The sequence below is a fragment of the Corynebacterium sp. LaCa_23 genome (genome assembly GCF_058182375.1).
This window is the reverse complement of record NZ_CP190825.1, coordinates 2,128,953-2,149,097: the sequence shown is the minus strand read 5'-3', so window position 1 is coordinate 2,149,097 and position 20,145 is coordinate 2,128,953. Positions and strand designations below refer to the sequence as shown.

17 protein-coding genes and 2 pseudogenes are annotated in these 20,145 nt (G+C 60.5%); 7 read left to right on the top strand and 12 right to left on the bottom strand.

What is annotated here, in order from left to right; translation table 11 throughout:
• Positions 1-8 precede the first annotated feature (8 nt).
• The 5 genes from ACP8IT_RS10260 to ACP8IT_RS10240 all read right to left on the bottom strand — a co-directional run bounded on the left by ACP8IT_RS10260 (position 9) and on the right by ACP8IT_RS10240 (position 5,435).
• Positions 9-1,328, bottom strand: a complete 1,320-nt coding sequence (locus tag ACP8IT_RS10260) for a C1 family peptidase (protein ID WP_490290038.1) — start codon at positions 1,326-1,328, stop codon at positions 9-11.
• A 77-nt stretch (positions 1,329-1,405) separates the two neighbouring features.
• Entirely contained in the window at positions 1,406-2,347 is a 942-nt protein-coding gene (locus ACP8IT_RS10255) for an ArsA family ATPase (RefSeq protein WP_490290037.1), read from the bottom strand.
• On the bottom strand, positions 2,338-2,595 hold the full coding sequence (locus ACP8IT_RS10250; protein WP_023029243.1) for a cory-CC-star protein: 258 nt from the start codon (positions 2,593-2,595) through the stop codon (positions 2,338-2,340). Before ACP8IT_RS10250 ends, ACP8IT_RS10255 begins: the two co-directional genes overlap by 10 nt.
• Complete coding sequence (locus tag ACP8IT_RS10245; RefSeq protein ID WP_490290036.1) at positions 2,579-4,291, bottom strand: carbon starvation CstA family protein; 1,713 nt, start codon at positions 4,289-4,291, stop codon at positions 2,579-2,581. Before ACP8IT_RS10245 ends, ACP8IT_RS10250 begins: the two co-directional genes overlap by 17 nt.
• Before the next feature lie 433 nt (positions 4,292-4,724).
• Positions 4,725-5,435: an ASCH domain-containing protein gene (locus tag ACP8IT_RS10240; RefSeq protein WP_034657790.1), complete on the bottom strand. Its 711-nt coding sequence runs from the start codon at positions 5,433-5,435 to the stop codon at positions 4,725-4,727.
• 69 nt (positions 5,436-5,504) lie between these two features.
• Between ACP8IT_RS10240 and ACP8IT_RS10235 the strand changes: the two are divergent.
• The 5 genes and pseudogenes from ACP8IT_RS10235 to ACP8IT_RS10215 all read left to right on the top strand — a co-directional run.
• Positions 5,505-6,026: pseudogene (locus ACP8IT_RS10235) on the top strand (IS3 family transposase); the annotation flags it as partial.
• Positions 6,027-6,121: 95 nt separating this feature from the next.
• A complete protein-coding gene (locus ACP8IT_RS10230; protein ID WP_126319802.1) occupies positions 6,122-6,994 on the top strand; it encodes an ABC transporter substrate-binding protein in 873 nt (290 codons plus the stop codon).
• Positions 6,994-7,956, top strand: a complete 963-nt coding sequence (locus tag ACP8IT_RS10225; protein ID WP_023029572.1) for a FecCD family ABC transporter permease — start codon at positions 6,994-6,996, stop codon at positions 7,954-7,956. Before ACP8IT_RS10230 ends, ACP8IT_RS10225 begins: the two co-directional genes overlap by 1 nt.
• Positions 7,946-8,929, top strand: coding sequence for a FecCD family ABC transporter permease (locus tag ACP8IT_RS10220; RefSeq protein WP_023017976.1), 984 nt, complete (start codon positions 7,946-7,948; stop codon positions 8,927-8,929). The genes ACP8IT_RS10225 and ACP8IT_RS10220 overlap by 11 nt, the downstream gene beginning before the upstream one ends.
• Positions 8,930-8,931: 2 nt before the next feature.
• Positions 8,932-9,753 carry an ABC transporter ATP-binding protein gene (locus ACP8IT_RS10215; protein WP_490290035.1) on the top strand — a complete coding sequence of 274 codons (822 nt, stop codon included), beginning with the start codon at positions 8,932-8,934 and terminating at the stop codon, positions 9,751-9,753.
• Positions 9,754-9,827: 74 nt separating this feature from the next.
• Here the strand turns inward: ACP8IT_RS10215 and ACP8IT_RS10210 are convergent.
• From ACP8IT_RS10210 to ACP8IT_RS10200, 3 genes and pseudogenes are all read right to left on the bottom strand, one after another.
• Positions 9,828-10,185: pseudogene (locus ACP8IT_RS10210) on the bottom strand (transposase); the annotation flags it as partial.
• Positions 10,186-10,551: 366 nt separating this feature from the next.
• Complete coding sequence (locus ACP8IT_RS10205) at positions 10,552-10,689, bottom strand: IS3 family transposase (protein ID WP_373369216.1); 138 nt, start codon at positions 10,687-10,689, stop codon at positions 10,552-10,554.
• Between the two features lie 316 nt (positions 10,690-11,005).
• Positions 11,006-11,206 (bottom strand): hypothetical protein, encoded by a 201-nt coding sequence (locus ACP8IT_RS10200; protein ID WP_232018276.1) that lies wholly within the window; start codon positions 11,204-11,206, stop codon positions 11,006-11,008.
• 105 nt (positions 11,207-11,311) lie between these two features.
• On the opposite strand from ACP8IT_RS10200, the gene lysS reads away from it, so the two are divergent.
• Positions 11,312-12,889, top strand: a complete 1,578-nt coding sequence (lysS, locus tag ACP8IT_RS10195) for a lysine--tRNA ligase (protein ID WP_490290034.1) — start codon at positions 11,312-11,314, stop codon at positions 12,887-12,889.
• Positions 12,890-13,264: 375 nt separating this feature from the next.
• Here lysS and crtI read toward each other — a convergent pair whose 3' ends face one another.
• Genes crtI through ACP8IT_RS10180 form a run of 3 tightly spaced genes read right to left on the bottom strand, consistent with a single transcriptional unit; the run spans position 13,265 to position 17,206 of the window.
• Positions 13,265-14,851, bottom strand: coding sequence for a phytoene desaturase family protein (crtI, locus tag ACP8IT_RS10190; protein WP_490290033.1), 1,587 nt, complete (start codon positions 14,849-14,851; stop codon positions 13,265-13,267).
• A 38-nt stretch (positions 14,852-14,889) separates the two neighbouring features.
• Positions 14,890-15,738, bottom strand: a complete 849-nt coding sequence (locus ACP8IT_RS10185; RefSeq protein WP_490290032.1) for a phytoene/squalene synthase family protein — start codon at positions 15,736-15,738, stop codon at positions 14,890-14,892.
• 31 nt (positions 15,739-15,769) lie between these two features.
• The gene (locus tag ACP8IT_RS10180; RefSeq protein ID WP_490290031.1) at positions 15,770-17,206 is read right to left on the bottom strand and encodes a GuaB1 family IMP dehydrogenase-related protein; all 1,437 of its coding nucleotides are present in this window, start codon (positions 17,204-17,206) and stop codon (positions 15,770-15,772) included.
• 97 nt (positions 17,207-17,303) lie between these two features.
• Here ACP8IT_RS10180 and ACP8IT_RS10175 point away from each other — a divergent pair, with 97 nt between their 5' ends.
• A complete protein-coding gene (locus ACP8IT_RS10175; protein WP_490290030.1) occupies positions 17,304-18,725 on the top strand; it encodes an MDR family MFS transporter in 1,422 nt (473 codons plus the stop codon).
• A 91-nt stretch (positions 18,726-18,816) separates the two neighbouring features.
• On the opposite strand, the gene ACP8IT_RS10170 is transcribed toward ACP8IT_RS10175, so the two are convergent.
• Positions 18,817-20,145: a serine/threonine protein kinase gene (locus tag ACP8IT_RS10170; protein ID WP_490290029.1), complete on the bottom strand. Its 1,329-nt coding sequence runs from the start codon at positions 20,143-20,145 to the stop codon at positions 18,817-18,819.

Here is a 20,145-nt window from a genome sequence, read left to right as displayed (position 1 = left end):
GATGCTCCTTAGTTCATCCGGTCCCAGAAGGGAAGCTCGATGGGCTCGGTCTCTAGCGCTTGTTGCTGCGCGGAAGTGAGGAATTCCTTGCGCACGACGATGTGGAAGACGTTTTCGCCGAACCATTCATCCGACATCGTGGCAAAGCCCTTGCCGGGTACCTCATCGGCGTCGTCCTTGCGCGGCGGCTTGGTGCCCCAGGAGTTCTCCACGCGCCATGCCCGGGGTGCACCATCGATACCGGTCAGCGCCATCGCGTGGGTGGGCGCAGATTCGCCGGAGGTAAAGCGCTCCTCCTTGCTCATGGTGGAATCGATGCCGTAGAGGCCATCGGTATCGACGAGGCCTTCGTCCCACACCGCGTTCTGGAAGGAGAACTGGCGGTCGACATCGCAGCTAAACCACACCGGTTCGCCGGCCTCGATGCTGGCGCGTGCGGCGGCGCGCAGCTCGTCCACATCCACGTTGAGGTAGCCGGCGGTCTGCCCACCAGCGACGTTGTTCACGCCGGCGCTGGTGTAGAGGCGGTGCTTATCGTTGGTGCTACGGGGGTCATCGGCAAGCACGACGTACTCGTCCAACTTTGGCAGGTACTTATCCGCAAACTCGCGCGGGGTGGAGTGCACGCGGAAGAATTGATCGTCCTTGGTGCGGTAGCTCCACGTGAATTCCTCGGGCGGGGTGCCCAGGTGAATGGCGAGCACGCGTTGGATATCGGTGCGGGCTTGCTTGATAATGCCCCCGCGATCCCCCTCGCCTTCCACCGCACGGTGCGCGGCGCGGCGGATGATGGTGGCGATATCGCGGTTCATCTGGTCGGTGTGGCCGGACGAGTGCACCTCAGGCATGACCTCGGCCGGTACGGCACCGTACTTGTCCACGAGGTTGGTGAAAAATGACCACCAGCCGCCGTCATCGCCTGTGAGCTCGAGGGAAGTAGCCACGTCGCGGTCATCCCAGTCGGTGCCGTCTTCGGTGAGATCCAGCAGTTGGTTGAGCACGAAGTTGGCGCGCTCTAGTTTGTCGAAGTACTGCAGGTAGGTAAAGGAAAACTCAAAGTCATCGATATTGAGCTCCTTGGCCGCGCGGTGGCGGAACACGTTGAGCGCGGCAAACATCCAGCAGCGGCCGGAGCGCATCTGATCGCTGACCCCGAGGCTATCGAGCTTGACCTTGGTGGTGGGGTAGAGGGCGGTAATGCGGTCACGGTCAAGGGCCGCCTTGGCCACCCCTACGCTGGTAATGGCATTGCGCGCGATGCGCAGCTGGGAGTCTGCCGCAGCCTCCTCGCGCAATTGGGACAGGAAGTCATTGGTGAGCAAAGTCATATTCTCTGTTTTAGCAGATTGCGATCTCACTCGGGGCCGCTGGGTACTGGATGGCCGTTAGAGATCGCTACAAACCGCTATAGATGCTCCGCCAGCCGCGCCACGGCTTCGGGGCTTCCCACCTCTTCTGGGAGCCAGGGGATCTCGTGAACCGGGGTATCGGGAAGCTTATCGTGCAAGAGCGCTAGGGCCTCGTCCTCGGCGGCGCGGCGGGAGGCCAAGAACTCGCCTTGGTCCGCAGGCGTGCGGCGGTTGACCAGCATGGAGCCCACCCGCACGCCATTGCCGGTGAGATCCGCGTGGAACTCGGAAGACTCCAAGACGGGCAGGCGCTCGGCGGTGAGCACGATATGGAACACGGTGCGCTCTGAGGTCAGCGCAGCGCGCAGGTGCTCGAAGCGCTCGCGGCGCTGGAAGAGCGTGGCTCGGATTTCCTGATTGCGCCGGTCCACCGGATCGTTATCGGCACCGGACTCCGCGGACATCCCGCGCACCAGCGAGCCGAATTTATCGGATTTCTCGCGCCGGGCAAGCAGCCCATCGGTATAGGCCGCCATGATTTCCGGCAGGGCCATCAGCCGGGAGGTGTGACCGGACGGGGCGGTATCGAAGATGAGGTAGTCATACTCGTCCGCGTTAGCGACCAAGGTGGCCATGCGCTCCAAGAGCGCCGCCTCCTGCGTGCCGGGGGATTGCCGGGCCAAATCTAGGTGCTTTGTTACCTCGCCGTGCAAGTGCTCCGGCATGAACCGGCGCATCGAGGCGCCCACGGTCGCGAGGTGTTCCTCGGTAGCCCGGGCAGGATCGAGCTCGATGGCGGAGAGGGATGGGGTGAGGTGAGAGGGGGCATCGGAAAGCGTGGCATCAAAGATATGCCCCAGGTTGTGCGCCGGATCCGTGGAGACCAAGAGCACGTTTTGGTCCTGGGAAAGGGACAGGGCCGTGGCGGTGGCGAGGGTGGTCTTGCCCACGCCGCCCTTGCCGCCAAAGAACATGATGGGCGCGGTTTCTAGCAGCATTGAATATTCTCCAGGGGTGATTTATCCATGCCCATGCGCGTGTGCCAGGCGTGGAAATCTTCGTAGACCAGCGGCAATAGCTCCAGCGTGTAGTAGCTGGCGGGGTTGGGGATGCCGAGCGCCTCCGAGGCCACCAGCATCATAAATAGGTCATCTTCTTGCTGCTGGGCCTTGGCAAAGACGGCGCGGTACGGGGCCTGGTAGAACTCGTTGAGCCCCGCGCCGAAGGCCTTAAGCTTGTCGAGCATGCTGGGGAAGGGGAGCGTCGGCATCGTCATCGGTCCACTCCAGCGGCGGTTCCTTGCGCGCGTTGGAGATGGCGCCGATCGACTCCACGATGACCCAGATGGAGGCGATGACGATGACGACGTCCATGCCGAAGAGCAGCCAGTTCTGATCCGCAAGCAGCGATTTGAGCTGTAGCAGCGCTGCCCACAGCGACATGATGGTGACGAAGATGAGCGGGATGATAACCGGCAGGGTAGGCCGGCGCAGGTGGGTGAGGATGACCACGACGATGGCCAAGGATAGGCTGGCCATGAGCTGGTTGGTGGTACCAAAGAGCGGCCAGATGGTCATACCGCCGGAGCCGTCCGCACCCGCCGAGAAGGTCAGGCCGAAGGCCAGGCCCACCGCGATGATGGTGGAAACCAGCGCCGTGATGCGGATGCCCATGATCTCGCCAATCTCCTGGACCACGATGCGCTGCAGGCGCACGCCGGAGTCCATGGTGGTGGCGGCGAAGAGCACGGCCATCGTCGCCAGGATGGTGGCAGACAGCGAGGTGGGAATGCCCAGGCCCTCGTTCATCAGCGCGCCGCCGCCCTGCACGAAGGCGTTGACGCCGCCGGCGTTCCACTCGGCGTAGATTTCCTCCCAATTCGCCAGGGTCTTAAAGCCGGCGGTAGTGGCGATGATGGTGCCGAGCGCCAGCAGGCCCTCGCCCACCGCGCCGAAGTAACCCACGAAGCGAACGTCGGTTTCCTTATCAATCTGCTTCGACGAGGTACCCGAGGCCACGATGCCGTGGAAACCAGAGATGGCGCCGCAGGCGATGGTGACAAAAAGCAGCGGGAAAATGCCTGGGGTCCCGTCAGGAACGTTCTCGCGCACGGCAGGGGCGGCGAGCTCCGGACGGGTGATGAGGAAGGAGCCGTACAAAATGATAAGACCGACGAAAAGCTGCAGGCCATTGATGTAATCGCGCGGCTGGAGCAGCACCCACACCGGCAGCAGCGAAGCGATGAAGGCGTAGATAAATAGCAAGATGATCCACACGCCGTTGGCGGGAATGCCCAGGACCGTCTCCGGCAGCACGACCGGGAAGCGGTCACCCAGGACCATCAGCGAATACAGCGCCATCACGCCCACGAGGGACACTAGCGGCAGGTTCCAGTTCAGGCGGTAGATGGCCTGGCCGATAAGTAGGGCAACGGCAATGGCACCCCACGTGGGGATGACCGCCGAGGGCGTGGAGATGAGCAGGTTTGAAATGACCACGGCGAAGGCGGCATTGACCATGAGCAGCAGCAAGAAGATCACAATGAGGAAGAGGTTGCGCCCGCGCTTGCCGATGTAGCGCCCCGACAACGTACCAATCGACTGACCCTTGTGCCTTTGCGAGGCCCATAGCGCACCGAGGTCGTGCATGCCGGCGATGAAAACGGTGCCGAATGTGACCCACAGGAATGCCGGGAGCCAGCCCCAAATGACGGCTACTGCCGGGCCGATAATCGGTGCCGCACCCGCCACTGAGGTGAAGTGGTGGCCCCACAGCACGTATTTATTGGTGGGAACATAATCCACGCCGTCTTTGAGGCGGTGCGCCGGGGTGGTGTAGTTCTCAGATAACCGGAAGATGCTCTTGCCCAGGAACTTGGAATAGAGCAGGTAGCCGGCCAGCATCATCGCCACGCCGATGATGACAAGGATGAGAGAGTTCATGGCTGTGTCTCCATGCGTGTCGAAGGTGGGGTGTTGTGTATCACAGGCCTGAACAGTATGTCACGGTTCACGCAAATTCTTGCAGTGCGGGTGAATTAAGGGGGTGGTATCCCACTATGTGGACGCGGTGGAGGGGCTTATGCGTTCCTTTGCGCGCTCGGCGTGGCTTGGCGGACATATCTGGGCCAAATCGCGGGTAGCGGGCGGGATTAAAGGACCCTGCTGGCGCGGCATGTAGTCAGTAGTGCCGAAGTACCGTGGTTAACGGCGAAGGCTCAATCGACTGGACTTATGGAGGAGTCGTTATCTCGCTTCCTCCAGTTGGGAGCCCTTTGGTGGCGGCACTTGTAAATCTTGACGAAATATCTCAAAAATTTCCGAACAGCGGCTTTTTGGTTAGGTAGCGAATGATTCGATTTTCGGTCTGGCTAGTCTACTGGAGCTCGAATTCTACAACGTCAACTTCGTCTGTATCCGCTAATCCGGGGTAGTGAGTATCTAGAGCTTCGTGAAGCTCGGATAGAGAATTGAACCCGTCATTTTTAGCTTGCTTTTCCGACAGCAGCCCGCGCTGGGTAGATACAACGGCTGTGACCTGTGCGGGTAAGCTGACGACTTCCCCGGTTTCCTTCTCAAAGACTATTTGGGCTTTTCCTTCATTGAAGGGATCATCTACTCGGATTGTTTGACGCTTTTCTCCGCTCCGAATGGAATCCTCGTAGCCTTCCCACATGTAGATGCGCTGCTCTTTTTCCAAGTCTTGCAAGTTAAACGCGAATGGAAGAAGTTCTTCCACAGTGGGCGCAACGAGGCCGTTGCTTCCGCGCACAATACACTGGATAGATGGATCGACATCAAAAAGTACCTGGCGGCATTTACCACAGGGTGAAATTACTTGTCCGGTAGGTCCATATATGGCGACTACTGCTTGGATGGGATCCCCTGGATAACTAGCGGCATGGTTTGCTAAAGCAGAGACTTCGCCACAGGGGCCACCAAGGAAATGGTGTGCGTTTAAACCGAGAACGTGTTTTCCTGATTTGGTCAGGAGAGCTGCGGCTACGGTGTGGTCTCCTCCGTCTTGGAAGCGCTGCGCATGGGCGGCTGCTTTGGCTGTTAATTCCCGAAGTTCGTTAGTAATCACGCTCTAATGGTAGTAACTACTAGCAGCTTCGATCTGAAGTGTCCCAGATTTTCCCATCTACTCAAACGGAACAAAACCTGGGACACTTCAATGTCGGATATTACCTACCTGCGCACCGGTGAAGGATGGTTGTACTTGTGCGCGGTCCGCGACGGCCATTCCCGCAGGTTACTGGGCTGGGCTATGGATAGCGTGCAAGACACAAGTTTGGCCGAACGGGCCCTGCGGATGGCGTATACATTGCGCGGTGATGTTCCTGACGGGCTGGTGTTTCACGCCGACCGGGGAACACAATTTACCAGCGAACAACTCTGGGAGGCGTGCCGCAATCTGGGCGTTGCTCAATCCGTGGGGCGTACCGGGGTGTGTTTCGATAATGCGATGGCTGAGTCGTTCTGGTCGACGCTTAAGACCGAGTTCTACGACCGGAAGCGCTGGCCCACCCACGATGCTGCGCGTCAGGCTGTGGCTTACTGGATTGAAGTGGTCTACAACCGTCGACGCCGGCACTCCGCCCTCGGGATGGTCAGCCCTATCGATTTCGAGAACCATATCACCCAAACCGGAAACGAAGAAGAAATAGCTGCCTAACCACTAGGTAGCTTGACTACGTGCCCACGATTTGCGGGCAACCCCACTCGCATCTGACACTAGACAGTAAACTCTTATTAATATAAAGTAAGGCTATGCTAAAATCGTTTACAAAAGGGCGTGTAGTTCTCGCGCTCGTATCCGCCTTAGCTCTAGGGGCAGGCCTTGTGGCGTGTTCTTCTGATTCTTCTTCTACGGAAGAGAACGGAGATAAGAAGATCGAGCGAGTTGTGGCGCTCGATTGGCGCTACGAGGAAATCCTCAAGGCTCTCGATGTGACCCCAGTGGGAATCGTGGAAATCGGTAAGTCGGATGCGCCGACCACCTTGAAGGGTCAGCTGGAGCAGGCCACCTCAGTCGGCCAAGCCAAGCAACCGAACTTAGAGGTTATCCAGTCCTTGGAGCCAGATCTGATCCTGGCTAGCCCTACCCGTCAGGCCAATATCATGCCACAGCTAGAAGAGATTGCGGATACCGAATCCTACTCAGATGAGACTTACTCGGACGTGCTGGATTCGATGGATGAGATCGCGGCCAAGCTCGGTAAAGAGGAAAAAGCCAAAGAGGTCCGTCAGCGCATCGAGGACAAGATCGCTCAGACGAAGGACACGGTAAAGCCAGGCAGCCGTGCTGTTGTGGCCGGTTGGTCCAGCGAGCTGCTCTATACCTGGGTCAACCCTTCCTTCCCCCAGTCCCTGCTGAGTGAGGTGGGCTATGACTACGCCTTTGAAGGTGAGAAATCATCCATCGAATCTAAGACCGATGTAGCGGAGCTGACTGGAGATAAGCTTCCCGGTATGAAGGCTGACCGGGTCTTTATGTACAAGGACGTCGATGCGTTTAAGAAGACGCCCTATGTCAAAGGAAGCGGTGACATCGTAGAAGTAGATCAAGATATCTGGTCACGCGCCCGCGGGCCGCTTTCTGCTGAGCACATGCTCGATGACATTATTGCAGCTGAAAAGTAGTGGCACTACGAACTAAAACCGGTTCCTGCTTGGTCCTTGCCACCGCTGTCGCCGTGTTCGTGTGGTGGTGGCGGCTTCGCCATGTTCAGGTGCCAGTTGATGCCCCGTGGCTGGAAGAAGAGCTACATAGCGTGGCTTTTGACCGCCTTCTTGCTACCACGGTGGTTGGTATCGCGTTAGGTGTGGGTGGGCTATTGCTGCGCACGGCCACCGCGAACCCGCTTGCCGATCCGTCCATTACTGGTGTGAACTCCGGTGCGGCACTCGGTGCAGTCGCAACCGCAATGTTTATAGGAAGCGAAACCTCGAGCGTCGATCAGCTGCCCGGTGCGCTGTTGGGCGCAGGGATTGCTGTGGGGGTGACTGTGGGCGTCGGTAAGAGCGGTGAGATCCAGCGCATGGTGCTTGTTGGCGTTGCCGTTTCCACGCTGTGTAGCGCTTTGACCTCCATTTTCCTGGTAATCGATGAGGCTCAACTGGCTACGGTGATGTCATGGCTTTCTGGGCGGCTTGCAGGGGTGCGTCTGGGCGAAATTGTCCCCGCGCTGGTTTCCGTGCTGGTCGTGGTGCCCTTGACCTTAGTCAGTGCGAAAAGATTGGACTTACTCGTAGCTGGCGATGCCGTGGCCGGTGCTGTAGGAGCGAAGCCGGAGCGAATTCGATTGGCTGCCATTGTGGCGGCGGTAGTGCTCATTGCTCCGGCGGTGGCCGCAACCGGGCCGATTGGGTTCTTGGGGTTGATGGCTGCAGCAGTTGCGTGGCGGGTTTGTGGTCCGCATCACCGCGTGGGGTTGTGCGTGGCTGGAATTGTTGGAGCGGCGGTGCTCCTAGTGGCCGATTCGATTGGCCAAGCAATCTGGGCGCCGGCCGAGACCCCAGTGGGCATCGTGACTTCTTTGGCTGGCATGCCACTGGTGCTGTGGTCCGTCCATACGCTGGGGAGGAGCAAGCATGCGGCATAAGAGATTTATTGTGGTGCTAGTAGGACTCACCCTGGCGTTGGTGTGTAGCGCGGTTATCGGCATGGGCGTCGGTGCAGTGATGAAGCCGCCGGCTGAGGTGGTCACCGCTTTCTTTACCGGAGAGCCGCTCATCTGGAAGTACCGCGCCCCGCGGATCTTGGTGGGTATATGCGCAGGCGTTGCCATGGCCGTTTCCGGCTGCCTATTGCAATCCGCGCTGCGGAACCCCTTGGCCGCACCAGATACGGTGGGTATTACCTCCGGCGGTGGACTCGCGGCCGTTGCGGTACTCATGGGAGCAGGCGCCCTGCCGGCCCACCTGTTGACTTTTATTGTCTTTATCGGTGCGCTGGCAGGAACCGCGCTGGTTCTCCTCCTCGCTGGACGTGGGGCGAGTGACCCGGTACGCCTGCCGCTTACCGGGGTAGCGGTATCTTTTGGGCTGGGTGCAATCACCGAACTGCTGCTGGTGCGCGCCGCCCCAGAAGCAGGCGCGGCAATGACATGGCTGAAAGGTTCGCTTTACGCCCGCTCGCTTGGCGATGCCACCATTGTCGCTCCCTTCATCCTTCTCGCCCTAACCGTTGCGATGGTGGTGGCAAAACACCTGGATATGCTGGCGCTAGATGATTCCACCATGGCCGGTATCGGCGTCAGGACTAGGATGTGGCGCCTCATAGCCATCGCCTTGGCCGTCATCCTCGGCGCCGCAGGGGTCGCTGCGGCTGGGGTCTTGGGGTTCGCCGGGCTTATCGTTCCACATGCTGCCCGTTTGGTGGTCGGTACGAACCTGCGCCGGCAAATACCCGTGGCGGCGCTCGGCGGCGCGGTCCTTGTCACCGCATGCGATTCGGTAGGCCGGTGGGCCTTTGCGCCCACGGAAATTCCCGTCGGTGCGCTCATCGCGTTGATTGGCGCACCTTACTTCATTTTCTTATTGACTCGGCTCACCCGAGTGCGAAACGGAGGCTAGACATGACACTGACGTGTAGCGCATTAACCGTGGGCTACGGTGGTCCAGATGTGGTCAAGAATGTAAATCTCCACTTAGCCAGCGGTCAAGTAACTGCCCTTATCGGTCCAAATGGCTGCGGTAAGTCGACGCTTCTCAAGACCTTGGGCCGCCAACTTACACCCAGCTCAGGTGCAGCCTACCTCTTAGGAAAAGATATCAGCGAGTATTCCTCGCGCGCTTTTGCCCGGGAAGTTTCTTTCCTGCCACAACACCCCGTGGCCCCGGAAGGTGTAGTAGTGCGCGATGTCATCGGCTACGGCCGCTATCCCTATACGGGGGCGCTAGCAACGATGCGGGCCGGAGATCATGAAGCGGTTGAGCGTGCAGCCAGACGTGCTGGGGTGAGCGAGCTGCTTGAGACCCCCGCCGCAGACCTTTCGGGCGGCCAGCGCCAGCGCGTTTTCCTCGCTATGACGTTGGCGCAAGAAACACCAATTACCTTGCTTGATGAGCCAACTACTTACCTCGACCCCGCGCACCAATTGTCCATCTTGGATCTCATCCGAGATCTTAACCGTGCCGAGACTACGGTGGTCATGGTGGTCCACGATATGGTCCATGCCGCGCGTTACGCCGATCGAATCGTAGCTATGCGTGAGGGGCGCATTGTGGCCGAAGGGCCCACCGAGGAAGTTATGACCGCTGAACTCGTACGCGAAACCTTCCATGTTGAGTGCCTAGAGATGACTGATCCATCTACCGGTCGACGCTTCCCCATACCCATTTCCGTTCACGCTCCTGAACTTTTCGGACCCCAGAAGGAAGAAGATAAATCTCTTTAAAAGAACACGTAGTAATGGAAAACGATCTAGGCCATAAGATCGACTCGAACCGCACACTTATCTTTTGACAACTCCTTAGGGACCATAGTCTGCAAGAATGTTCCAGCCCGATCTCTCGGCACACCAACGGTCACTGGCCTGTAGTTAGAATCCACGGTTTTCGGGTAGGTGCCGTTGCGGTAACTGTCTGTTCCAGCAGCAGCTTTGCCTTCCCTATCGCCGGGCTCATAGCCAAGGTGGGCATCCATCTCAGCATTCAAACCTCTAGTGATCGAGACTTGCAACATGCCCCGAACCAGGTCGTTGGCATCCGTTGTAGACGTGCCTAGGTCATCAATCAGTTTCGCGATTTCAGGGTTAGCAAGAAGCTTCTTTTCAATCGCATCAATCTTGGCCTTATCAACTTAGATCTCGTCGTGCCACACTAGTCATTCTGGCTTATCTCCTTATGCAGGTTGGGAACCTACACACAAACCATTAGACACTCTCTCAATAGCGGCCACCGAATCCGCATAGGAGACTTTGACATGCGCAAAGCCACCTCCCCAATAGAACCGGACGAATAAAGGAAACAGCCGAGCCGACTCCGTCGGCCCGCCGCAGTACCAACTACCCAGAACACAGCAGTTCCGAGTCCCCAGTACACCGGTACCAAAACCTCGCATCTGACAGCGCTATCACCGCACGGTAATCCGTCGTAACCGGAGTCCTTCCGGTACGTGCCGCACCCGAGCGGTGTATCTCCCGGAATGAAGTGTCCCGAGCATTGTGAACTGCTACCGGTTTCATACTCAAGCGCTACCGGATGGTCACGACACTGCTACCAAATAGCCGGTCACAACAGATTCCATCACGGTGAAGTGCATGCCACATTGTCCGCACGCCTAAGATACCGTCATTATCCCGATGAATAGCACTAATGCGTTCAATTAGCACAACCGTCACGAAGGCGACGAGCACTTAAGCCCTCGGGCTTTGGACTGGCGATAACCACGCGAGGTGATAAACCCGCCAGCCCGGTTATTTTTCAACGTCTTGCAGATGAACTCGACAGAGAAACAATTCCGGTATTTATCGATGAACCGGATCATAATCGAGGCTTGGGGCCTGGTCGTGAGGCGAAAAAGCTGACGCGGCCTTCAGCAACTCGTTGGTATCTCGAAGCTGGTGATTTTCGCGGCGTAGCCTGGCATTTTCGGCAGCCACGTCTTCAGGAACAGGTTCTGGGGTTCTTCCTGCACGGCGAGCAGGCTTAAGTCCATTGACGAGCTGTGTGCCATGAAACCCCCAACTTTGGAGCTACTGCCTGGCATGCGGGGCGCATTGACATGTTTTCCGCCACGATGCGGTCCTCTACAAGACGAACCACACGGTCCTTTAAATCCTGATCAAAATTTTTCTTAGCATGTTCCAGATTTTCCCATCTACTCAAACGGAACAAAACCTGGGACACTTCATCATGGTGTGTACTTGCTGTCTGTGCGCTCTTTCGTTGCTTTGGCAGACATGGCTGGGCCAAATCGCGGGTAGCGGGCGGGATCGACTACCCTTGGCTAACGTGAGCGAGCAGAAGAATACTGAAGTAAACGATGTCCCTGAGCAGCTGCGCATCCGCCGCGAAAAGCGCGACCGCCTGCTCGAATCCGGCGTGGAGGCCTACCCGGTATCCGTCGAGCGCACCATCGCGCTTAAGGAACTGCGCCATGATTTCCGCGTAGTGGCCGAGGGCGAAGAGCCGGGCAATGAAGAGGGCGTGACCTACCTGGAGCCCGGCGAGGAAACCGAGTTCACCCACGCCATCGCTGGCCGCCTTATCTTCATGCGCAATACCGGTAAGCTGTGCTTTGCCACCTTGCAGGACGGCGATGGCACCCAGATGCAGGCTATGCTTTCGCAGGCCAAGGTGGGCAAGGAGCGCCTCGATGCCTGGAAGTCCGACGTGGACTTGGGCGACTTCATCTCCGTTAGCGGCCACGTGGTTGCTTCCCGCCGCGGCGAGCTGTCCATCATGGCTGAGGAATGGACCATGGCGGCCAAGTCCCTGCGCCCGCTGCCGGTGTCCTTCGCGGATATGGCTGAAGATACCCGCGTGCGCCAGCGCTATAACGACCTCATTATCCGCGAAGAGGCCCGCAAGAACGCCATGGTGCGCGTGAAGGTCATGCGCGCGCTGCGCAATTACCTGGAAAGCCAGGACTTTGTAGAGATCGAAACCCCGATGCTGCAGACCCTGCACGGTGGTGCGGCCGCTCGCCCGTTTATCACCCACTCCAATGCGCTCGATATTGACCTCTACCTGCGCATTGCCCCGGAGCTGTACTTGAAACGCGCCGTCGTCGGTGGCATCGACCGCGTCTTTGAAATCAACCGCAACTTCCGCAATGAGGGCGTGGACCGCTCCCACTCGCCGGAGTTCGCCATGCTGGAGACCTACGCCGCCTGGGGCGATTACAATGATTGCGCCCGCATGACCCGCGAGTCCATCCAGTCCGTGGCTCGCGAGGTCTTTGGTTCCACCACCGTCACGCTTGCCGACGGCACCGATTTCGACTTCGGCGGCGAGCAATGGCCCGAAATCGAGATGTATCCTTCCCTGAACGAGGCCTTGCAGCGCAAGTTCCCCGGTCAGCCGGAGGTCACCATCGATACCGACGTGGAGACCCTGAAGGGAATTGCCAAGGTCATCGGCCTCGACGTGCCGAAGGGGGAAGGCTGGGGCCACGGCAAGCTGGTGGAGGAAATCTGGGAGGTCCTGTGCGAGGACCAACTGGAAGGCCCCATCTTTGTGAAGAACTTCCCGGTGGAGACCTCCCCGCTAACCCGCCAGCACCGTTCCGAGCCCGGCGTGACCGAAAAGTGGGACCTCTACGTGCGCGGCTTCGAGCTAGCCACCGGCTATTCGGAGCTTGTCGATCCCGTCGTCCAGCGCGAGCGCTTCGAGGATCAGGCCCGCCTTGCCGCCGGCGGCGATGAGGAAGCCATGGTCTTGGACGAGGACTTCCTCGCCGCAATGGAACAGGGCATGCCGCCCACGGCCGGTACCGGTATGGGCATGGACCGCCTGCTCATGGCCCTGACCGGCCTCGGCATCCGCGAGACCGTGCTCTTCCCGCTGGTAAAGCCAGAACAGAAGTAGTCATACCCGGCGCCCACTCGGTGCCCGCCCACGCGGGCACACGTTAGCGCCCCGACACCGGCTGCAGCCTCCCTTTGGCTGCAGCCTTTTTCTTTGTCTACCTCTACCTACTTCCGCCTACATCTACGTACTTCTATCGACTTCACAAAAGTGCAACCTCCTCGGTGATATCTGAGTGAAAAATGCTACATTTCAGGGCCGAGTTTGCTCAGTTAGCACCGAGGACCTATTGCATAGGAGGATGCGCATCCGAGGTTGCACAAAAGAGGTTGTGCATCGAAGGCTGCACAATCGAAGCCGAACGGGAGACGTTGCGCATCGGAGGCCGCGCTGCGAGCAGTGGGCGGCAAGTGGAAAACGAGCCGGCGAGCGGCCTCAGGCACCATCGGTAGGAAGCGGGCCCGCGGAGCGGTCATCGCGCAGGCGCTTGATGATGTTCTCTGCAGAAATCAGGCACATCGGCACGCCGACGCCTGGCACGGTGGTCGCACCAGCGTAGTAAAGGCCGGTCACCTTGCGCGAGGCATTGCGCCCGCGGAAGAATGCGGATTGAAAAAGCGTATGCGCTGGCCCCAAAGCCCCGCCTGACCAGGAGTGATAGCGCTCGGCAAAATCGGCGGGGCCAAGGGTGCGGGTGATGGTAATTCGCTCGTGCAGGTCTGGAATCCCGGCGGTGGCCGATAGCTGGTCGATGGCTGCTTGAGCGATCGCCTTAACGCGTGGGGACGCCTCGGGATGGTAGGCATCGCCGTGGCCAAGGTCTTCTGCAGCCGGCACGGGAATGAGGAAGAAGAGGTTTTCGTGGTCCTCGGGTGCCACATCGGCGTCGGTGGCTGAGGTTTTGGATATATAGATAGACCGCGAGGCCCCGAGCGGGCGCATAGGTTCTGGTCCAGAAAACACGGCCCGGAAATCCGGGTCCCAGTCCTGGCTGAACAAAAAGGTGTGGTGAGCTAACTGCGGGAGTTTTCCCTGCACACCGGCGAGCACCACCACGGTGCCGAGCCCTGGATTGCGGCGGGCCCAGTAGCGCTCCGGATAGGTGCGCAGCTTCGGCGGTAAGAGGCGGGTTTCGGTATGGTGCAGGTCCGCAGCCGAGACCACAATATCGGCTTCGATGTGCCCGTTTGTTGTGCGGACACCGGTGGCGCGGGCGGAGGAACCGCCGGCGGTGGTTATGGCGGTGACCTCTTCGCCCAAGCGGAACGTGGTGCCAAATTTTTGGGCTTGGCGGTAGATGGCCTCGACTACGGCAGCGAATCCACCGCGCGGGTAGCGCACGCCTTCCACCAAATCGGTATGGCTGAGCAGTGAATATAGCGCGGGGGTTGCGGCAGGTTCAGAGGAGAGAAAAACCGCTGGGTAGCTCAGAATCTGGCGCAGGCGCGTATCCGAAAATTTCTCATTGACATAGCGCTGCAGGCTGCTGGTTAAAAGCGCCGCGATTCGCGCTAGCCGATGCCGAATATCACTATGCACCAGGTTCAGCGGCGCCGAAAAAGTGGTGTACAAAAAGTGATCGAGCGCTACCTGGTAGGCGTCGCTGGCATCTGCCAAATAGGTGCGCACCTGCTTGCCGGCGCCTGGTTCTATCGACTCGAAGAGTTGGGCCACGCTATCGGTTCCGGAGTGAATATCCACGGGGGTAGGTCGCGAGGCGCTGCCAGGAGTGGATGCGGTGGGGCTGCCGGTATAGACGCGGTAATCCGGCGAGAGATCCACCAAGTCGAGCTCCTCCTCTGTGGAGGTGCCGCAGAGGGAAAAGAAGTGGTCGAAGGCATCCGGCATGAGGTACCAGGACGGTCCGGTATCCCAGCGGAACCCGGCCTCCGTATAGCTGCCCGCGCGCCCGCCGACCTCGTCTAGGGAATCTACGACGGTGACCTCGTAGCCCTCTTTGCCCAGTAGGGCAGCGGTAGCCAGGCCGGCGATGCCGGCCCCGATGACAACGGCGCGCATCATATTCTCCTTAGTCTGCAGTCTTCTTCGGGGTCCTTCATCTACGCGTGAGCCCATCTACGCGCGGTGCGGGCGGCCAGCCACGCCTTGGTGCGATTCGGCACGGATATGCGGGTGGTGTTTAACTCCGCGGCGGGGGTAGCAGCGAGCCGGTTGGTGAGCTCGGCAAAGATATCGGCGGCCGCGCGCACGCCAACGCGGGCGGAAAGCGGCAAGAGGTTAATGGCTTCTTCGGCGGCGGCGAGCTCGCGGCGGATTTCGGCGATGAGGGCGGATTTGGCGGCCTCGGAAAGCACGCCACCAGCAGCCTGCGGGAAATAGGCCCGGCCGAGGACCGAGGAGTCCTCGCCCAGATCCCGCAGGAAGTTAATCTTTTGAAACGCGGAGCCCAAGTGGCGCGCACCGCGGTCCATCGCGGCGCGGTCGGCGGCAGAGACGGTCTCTTCCGCTAGGAAGACCTGCACGCACAATAAGCCGATGACCTCGGCGGAGCCGTAGATATACTCGGCGAGCTCGGAAGCGGAATACTCCCGCTGGTTAAGGTCCGCGCGCATGGAATCGAAAAAGGCCACGAGGTGCTCGCGCTGGAAGCCGCAGCGCCTGGCGGTAATGGCATAAGAGTGCACGACGGGATCGGTGTGCAGCCTTTTCTCCGGTGCCGCCAAGATAGCGGCCTCGTAGGCATCGAGCGCGGCGGCGGCATCGATGCGGGCTTGGTGCGCGGTGCCATCGACAAGCTCGTCCGCGATACGCACCACGGCATAAAGGTGGCGGATGTCTTCGCGCACCCGCCCGCGCAACAGGCGCGTGGCCAGGGTAAAACTGGTGGAATACTGCCCCATAACCTGCGCGGCCGCGCGCGAGGCCGCCTGGTCATAGCGAGTCAACATACTTGCAAAAGTAGCACGCGCCTGAAACACCCTAGCGGTTGGTGGCCCGCGGCTGGCCCTCGGCAAAGCCGGCGGCCGATTGCACGCCCACGGTGGCCCGCTCGTGGAAGCTTGCCAGCGAATCGGCCCCGGCGTAGGTGCAGGATGAGCGCACGCCGGAGATGATGCGGTCTACCAAGTACTCCACGCCGCCGTGCTCCGGATCGAGGTAGATGCGGGAGGTGGAGATGCCTTCCTCAAACATCTCCCGGCGGGCGCGCTCAAAGGCCTCGGTAGCGGAATTGCGGCCGCGCACAGCCCGGCGCGAGGCCATGCCGAACGATTCCTTGTAGAACGATCCATCGGCGTCTTTGTGCAGGTCACCGGGTGATTCAAAGGTGCCGGCGAACCAGGAGCCAATCATCACATTGGACGCGCCCGCAGCCAGCGCCAGGGCCACGTCCCGGGGATCGCGCACGCCGCCATCGGCCCACACGTGCGCGCCGACTTCGCGGGCCGCGGCGGCGCACTCCAGCACGGCGGAAAATTGCGGCCGTCCCACGCCGGTTTGCATGCGGGTGGTGCACATCGCGCCGGGGCCCACTCCGACCTTAATAATATCCGCGCCCGCCGCGGCCAGCTCGCGCACGCCGGCGGCCGTGACCACATTGCCAGCGGCAATCGGCAGGCCCAAATCCAGGGCCTTAACCTTGCGCAGCGCCTCCAGCATACTGTCTTGATGGCCGTGGGCGGTATCGATGACGAGGACGTCAGCGCCGGCATCGGCAAGCGCCCGCGCCCTGCCCTCAACGTCGCCATTAATGCCCACCGCGGCACCGATGTGCAGGCGCCCCTGCTTGTCGATGCCCGGCTTATACATCGTCGCCCGCAGCGCACCCTTGCGCGTCAAAATGCCCGCCAGCGTGCCATCCGGATTGACCACTGGGGCGAGCTTGCGCGAGGTTGTGCGCAGGCGGGTAAAGGCCTCCTGCGGGTCGATGCCTACCGGCAGGGTCACCAAATCCGTGGTCATGAGCTCGCCCACGGCGGTGAAATTATCCTGCCCGCGCAGATCCTTTGGCGTAATGATGCCCACGGGCAGCGCACCGTCGACCACGATGGCCGCGCCGTGGGCGCGCTTGTGCAAAAGGTTGCTGGCATAGCCCACCGTGTGGTGCGGCTTGATGGTAATCGGGGTGTCATAGACCAGGTCGGCGGCTTTCACCGAGGCGATCGTTTCCGCCGCGGCCTGCAGGCTGAGGTCTTGGGGCAGGATGGCCATGCCGCCGCGCCGGGCGATGGTCTCTGCCATGCGGCGGCCGGCCACCGCGGTCATATTCGCCACGATGAGCGGGATGGTATTGCCCGTGCCATCGGCTGCGGTGAGGTCGACCGCCTGCCGCGAGCCAACATCCGAGTGGTTCGGCACCATGAAAACATCCGAGTAGGTCAGCTCGTAGGGCGGGCAGGAATCATTGAGGAAATGCACTGTGGGATTGCCTAACGTGAATCGAGGGTGCAGGAAAAGACATCTAAATCATACGCCCCAAGTTTTGCAGGTTGAGCCAACTCAGTATCCTGATTTGGTGTCTCAGAATCCCGCCCCGAAAATCTCCGCAGAGGTCATAGCCAACCTCACCATCTTGGTGCTCTCCGCGATGGTGATGATTTTGAACGAAACCGCGCTTTCGGTGGCGCTGCCCACCATCATGGCGGATTTCTCCATCCCGGCGACTTCCGCGCAGTGGCTGCTGACCGGCTTCTTGCTCACCATGGGTGTGGTCATTCCCACCACCGGGTTCCTGATGGATAAATTCACCACCCGGCAGATTTTTGGCGCCTCTACCGGCGTTTTCCTCACGGGCACGGTGTTGGCGGCCCTCGCCCCGGCCTTTGGGCTGCTCCTTGCCGGCCGCGTGCTGCAGGCCGCCGGTACCGCGCTGATGATTCCCACCCTTATGACCGTGGCCATGACGCTGGTTCCACCGCAACGCCGCGGCACCGTCATGGGCATTATCACCGTGGTCATCTCCGTGGCGCCGGCCCTGGGCCCTACCGTCGGCGGGTTTATTTTGAGTATGGCGACCTGGCACGTCATCTTCTGGACCATGGTCCCGCTCATCGCCGCCATTAGCATCGCCGGCTACTTCCGCCTAGTCAACGTGGGTGAGCGCAGGGATACCCCGCTCGATATCCCGTCGGTATTCCTATCCGCCCTCGCCTTCGGCGGGCTTATATATGGCCTATCGTCCATCGAAAAGATGGTGGAGGGCGGCTCGCTTGCCGATGCCCTCCTGCTCCTCCTCGGCATCCTCGCCCTCATCACCTTTACCGTGCGCCAACTCCGGCTGGCCAAGGTAAATCGCGCGCTTTTGGATCTGCGCCCGTTCAAGGTCCGTAATTTCACCCTCGCGGTCATCGCCATGCTGCTCATGTTCGCCCTGCTACTGGGCACGGTGAATATCCTGCCCATTTATCTGCAGACCTCGCTGGCGGTATCCTCGCTGGTCACCGGCCTCGTAGTCATGCCCGGCGGCCTCCTGCAGGGCGGGATTTCCCCGATTGTGGGGCGGATTTATGATGCCTTTGGCCCGCGGCCCCTCCTGATTCCCGGCGCCATCATGTTTTCTACCGGCATCTGGTTGATGACCCTGCTGACAGAAAACAGCGAGGTGTGGATGGTCATCGGCATACATATCCTGTTCGCCGTGGGTATTGCGCTCATGATGACCCCGCTGATGACGGTCTCGCTGTCCTCGCTTCCCGATGACCTCTATTCGCACGGCTCCGCCATTCTAAATACGCTGCAGCAGCTCGCCGGCGCGGCGGGTACCGCCTTCCTCGTAGCCTTTTTGACCAGCGGCACCAAATCCGGCCAAGCCGAGGGCATGAGCGAGGCCGCCGCCACCGCCCAAGGCGCGCACTGGGCCTTCCTTTTCGCCGGCGTGCTCTCGCTTTTCGTGCTCGTGCTAGCGCCCCTGCTCAAGCGCGTGCCCGCCGCCGACTAGCGCCGTGACGTTGCACGGCGCCCGACGCGCCGAAGGATTGGCCTCCGCGCGGGCGTTCCCGGCTAGCCTGCTGCCGGTTTCCTTGCGGCACCTACTGCGCACACAGCGGCAGCTTGAGCCGCGCGGATTCGGCATCGTCGCCCCACACCATGAAGATGGACTGGGTGCCTTCCACAGCCATAACGTAGGTCTGCGGATCTGTTGAGGCCTCGTAGCTTTGGATGGTGCACTTATCATTAGATAGCTCTACCGGATCGGCATCCGGGAGGACCGCATCGCGTTCTTCCACGCTGGGGTAGTAGGCGGCAGTGTAGCTGAAGCCATCCCCCGAGCAGGTGATCTTCGCTTCTTGCCCGTCCTCTGGGGTGCGGGAGGAACACTCCGCGCCGAGCGCGCCGTCTTGGCCGCTGCGCGAGCCAATCAGGCTCGGATAAGCATCCGCTAGGTTCTTTTCCTTGGCATCCCAGCTGGGGTAGGACAGGAAGAACCACAACGCTCCCGCGGCGGCCACCGCGATGACGGCCAGAACGGAAATGAGCGCGATGAGCCCGCCCTTGCCCTTCTTCTTTGGCGGGGCCGCATTCATCGGTGGCATCGGCTGCTGTTGGTATTGCTGCTGGTATTGCTGTTGATACTGCGGTCCCGCCTGGTTCTGCGGCGGGAACTGCTGCTGCGGTTGCGGCGGGAAGTGTTGCTGCGGCTGGGGCTCGGGTTCCTCGGCCTGTACCGATGGGAATTGAGAGGTATCGAGATCGCGCTCGGGGCGCAGCGCCGCCACGACCTCTTTAGCGCTCGAATAATCCTCCTCCGGCGTGAAGGAAGGGCACGTGGCGGCGACGAGTTTTTGGAAGGCGCGGACGGCATCGGCGCCGGTCACGCTCTTCGCAGCTTTCTCGGCGGTTTCCTCCGCCGATTTCTCCCCATCGTTCTCGGCGGATTCCTCCGCCGTGCTTGCACCACCTGGACCCGCGGCGGCGAGGACGGCGACCTTATTATCCTCATCCACAAACACGCGATCGGCATTGAGCCCGTGGACGGCGAAATCCGCGCGGTTGCGGCTAATCAGGAAATCCACAGCGCCTGCCACGGGGGTGAGGATTTCTTGGGCGTGGGGTTTGGCGGGGGCATCGGCAAGCGCGGGTAAAGCGGTACCCGAGCAGGCCTTGCGGACTAAGAATTCCTGGCCATCCGCCGTCGTGCCGGAGCCCACCAGGGCGGCGAGCGCGGGGTGGTGCAGGCCGTGCAGGGCGGTAGAGGCCTTGACGATGCCCTTTGCCTTCGCCGCGAAGATCTCCACCGTAAATTCCTCGTGCGTGGAGCCATCCTCCACGGCAAAAAGGGTGGAATTAGGGCCCTCATCCAGCACTGCCTTTTCGTGCAGGTTGTGCTGGGAGGCAAAGAATTCGGGAAGGTGCGGCAC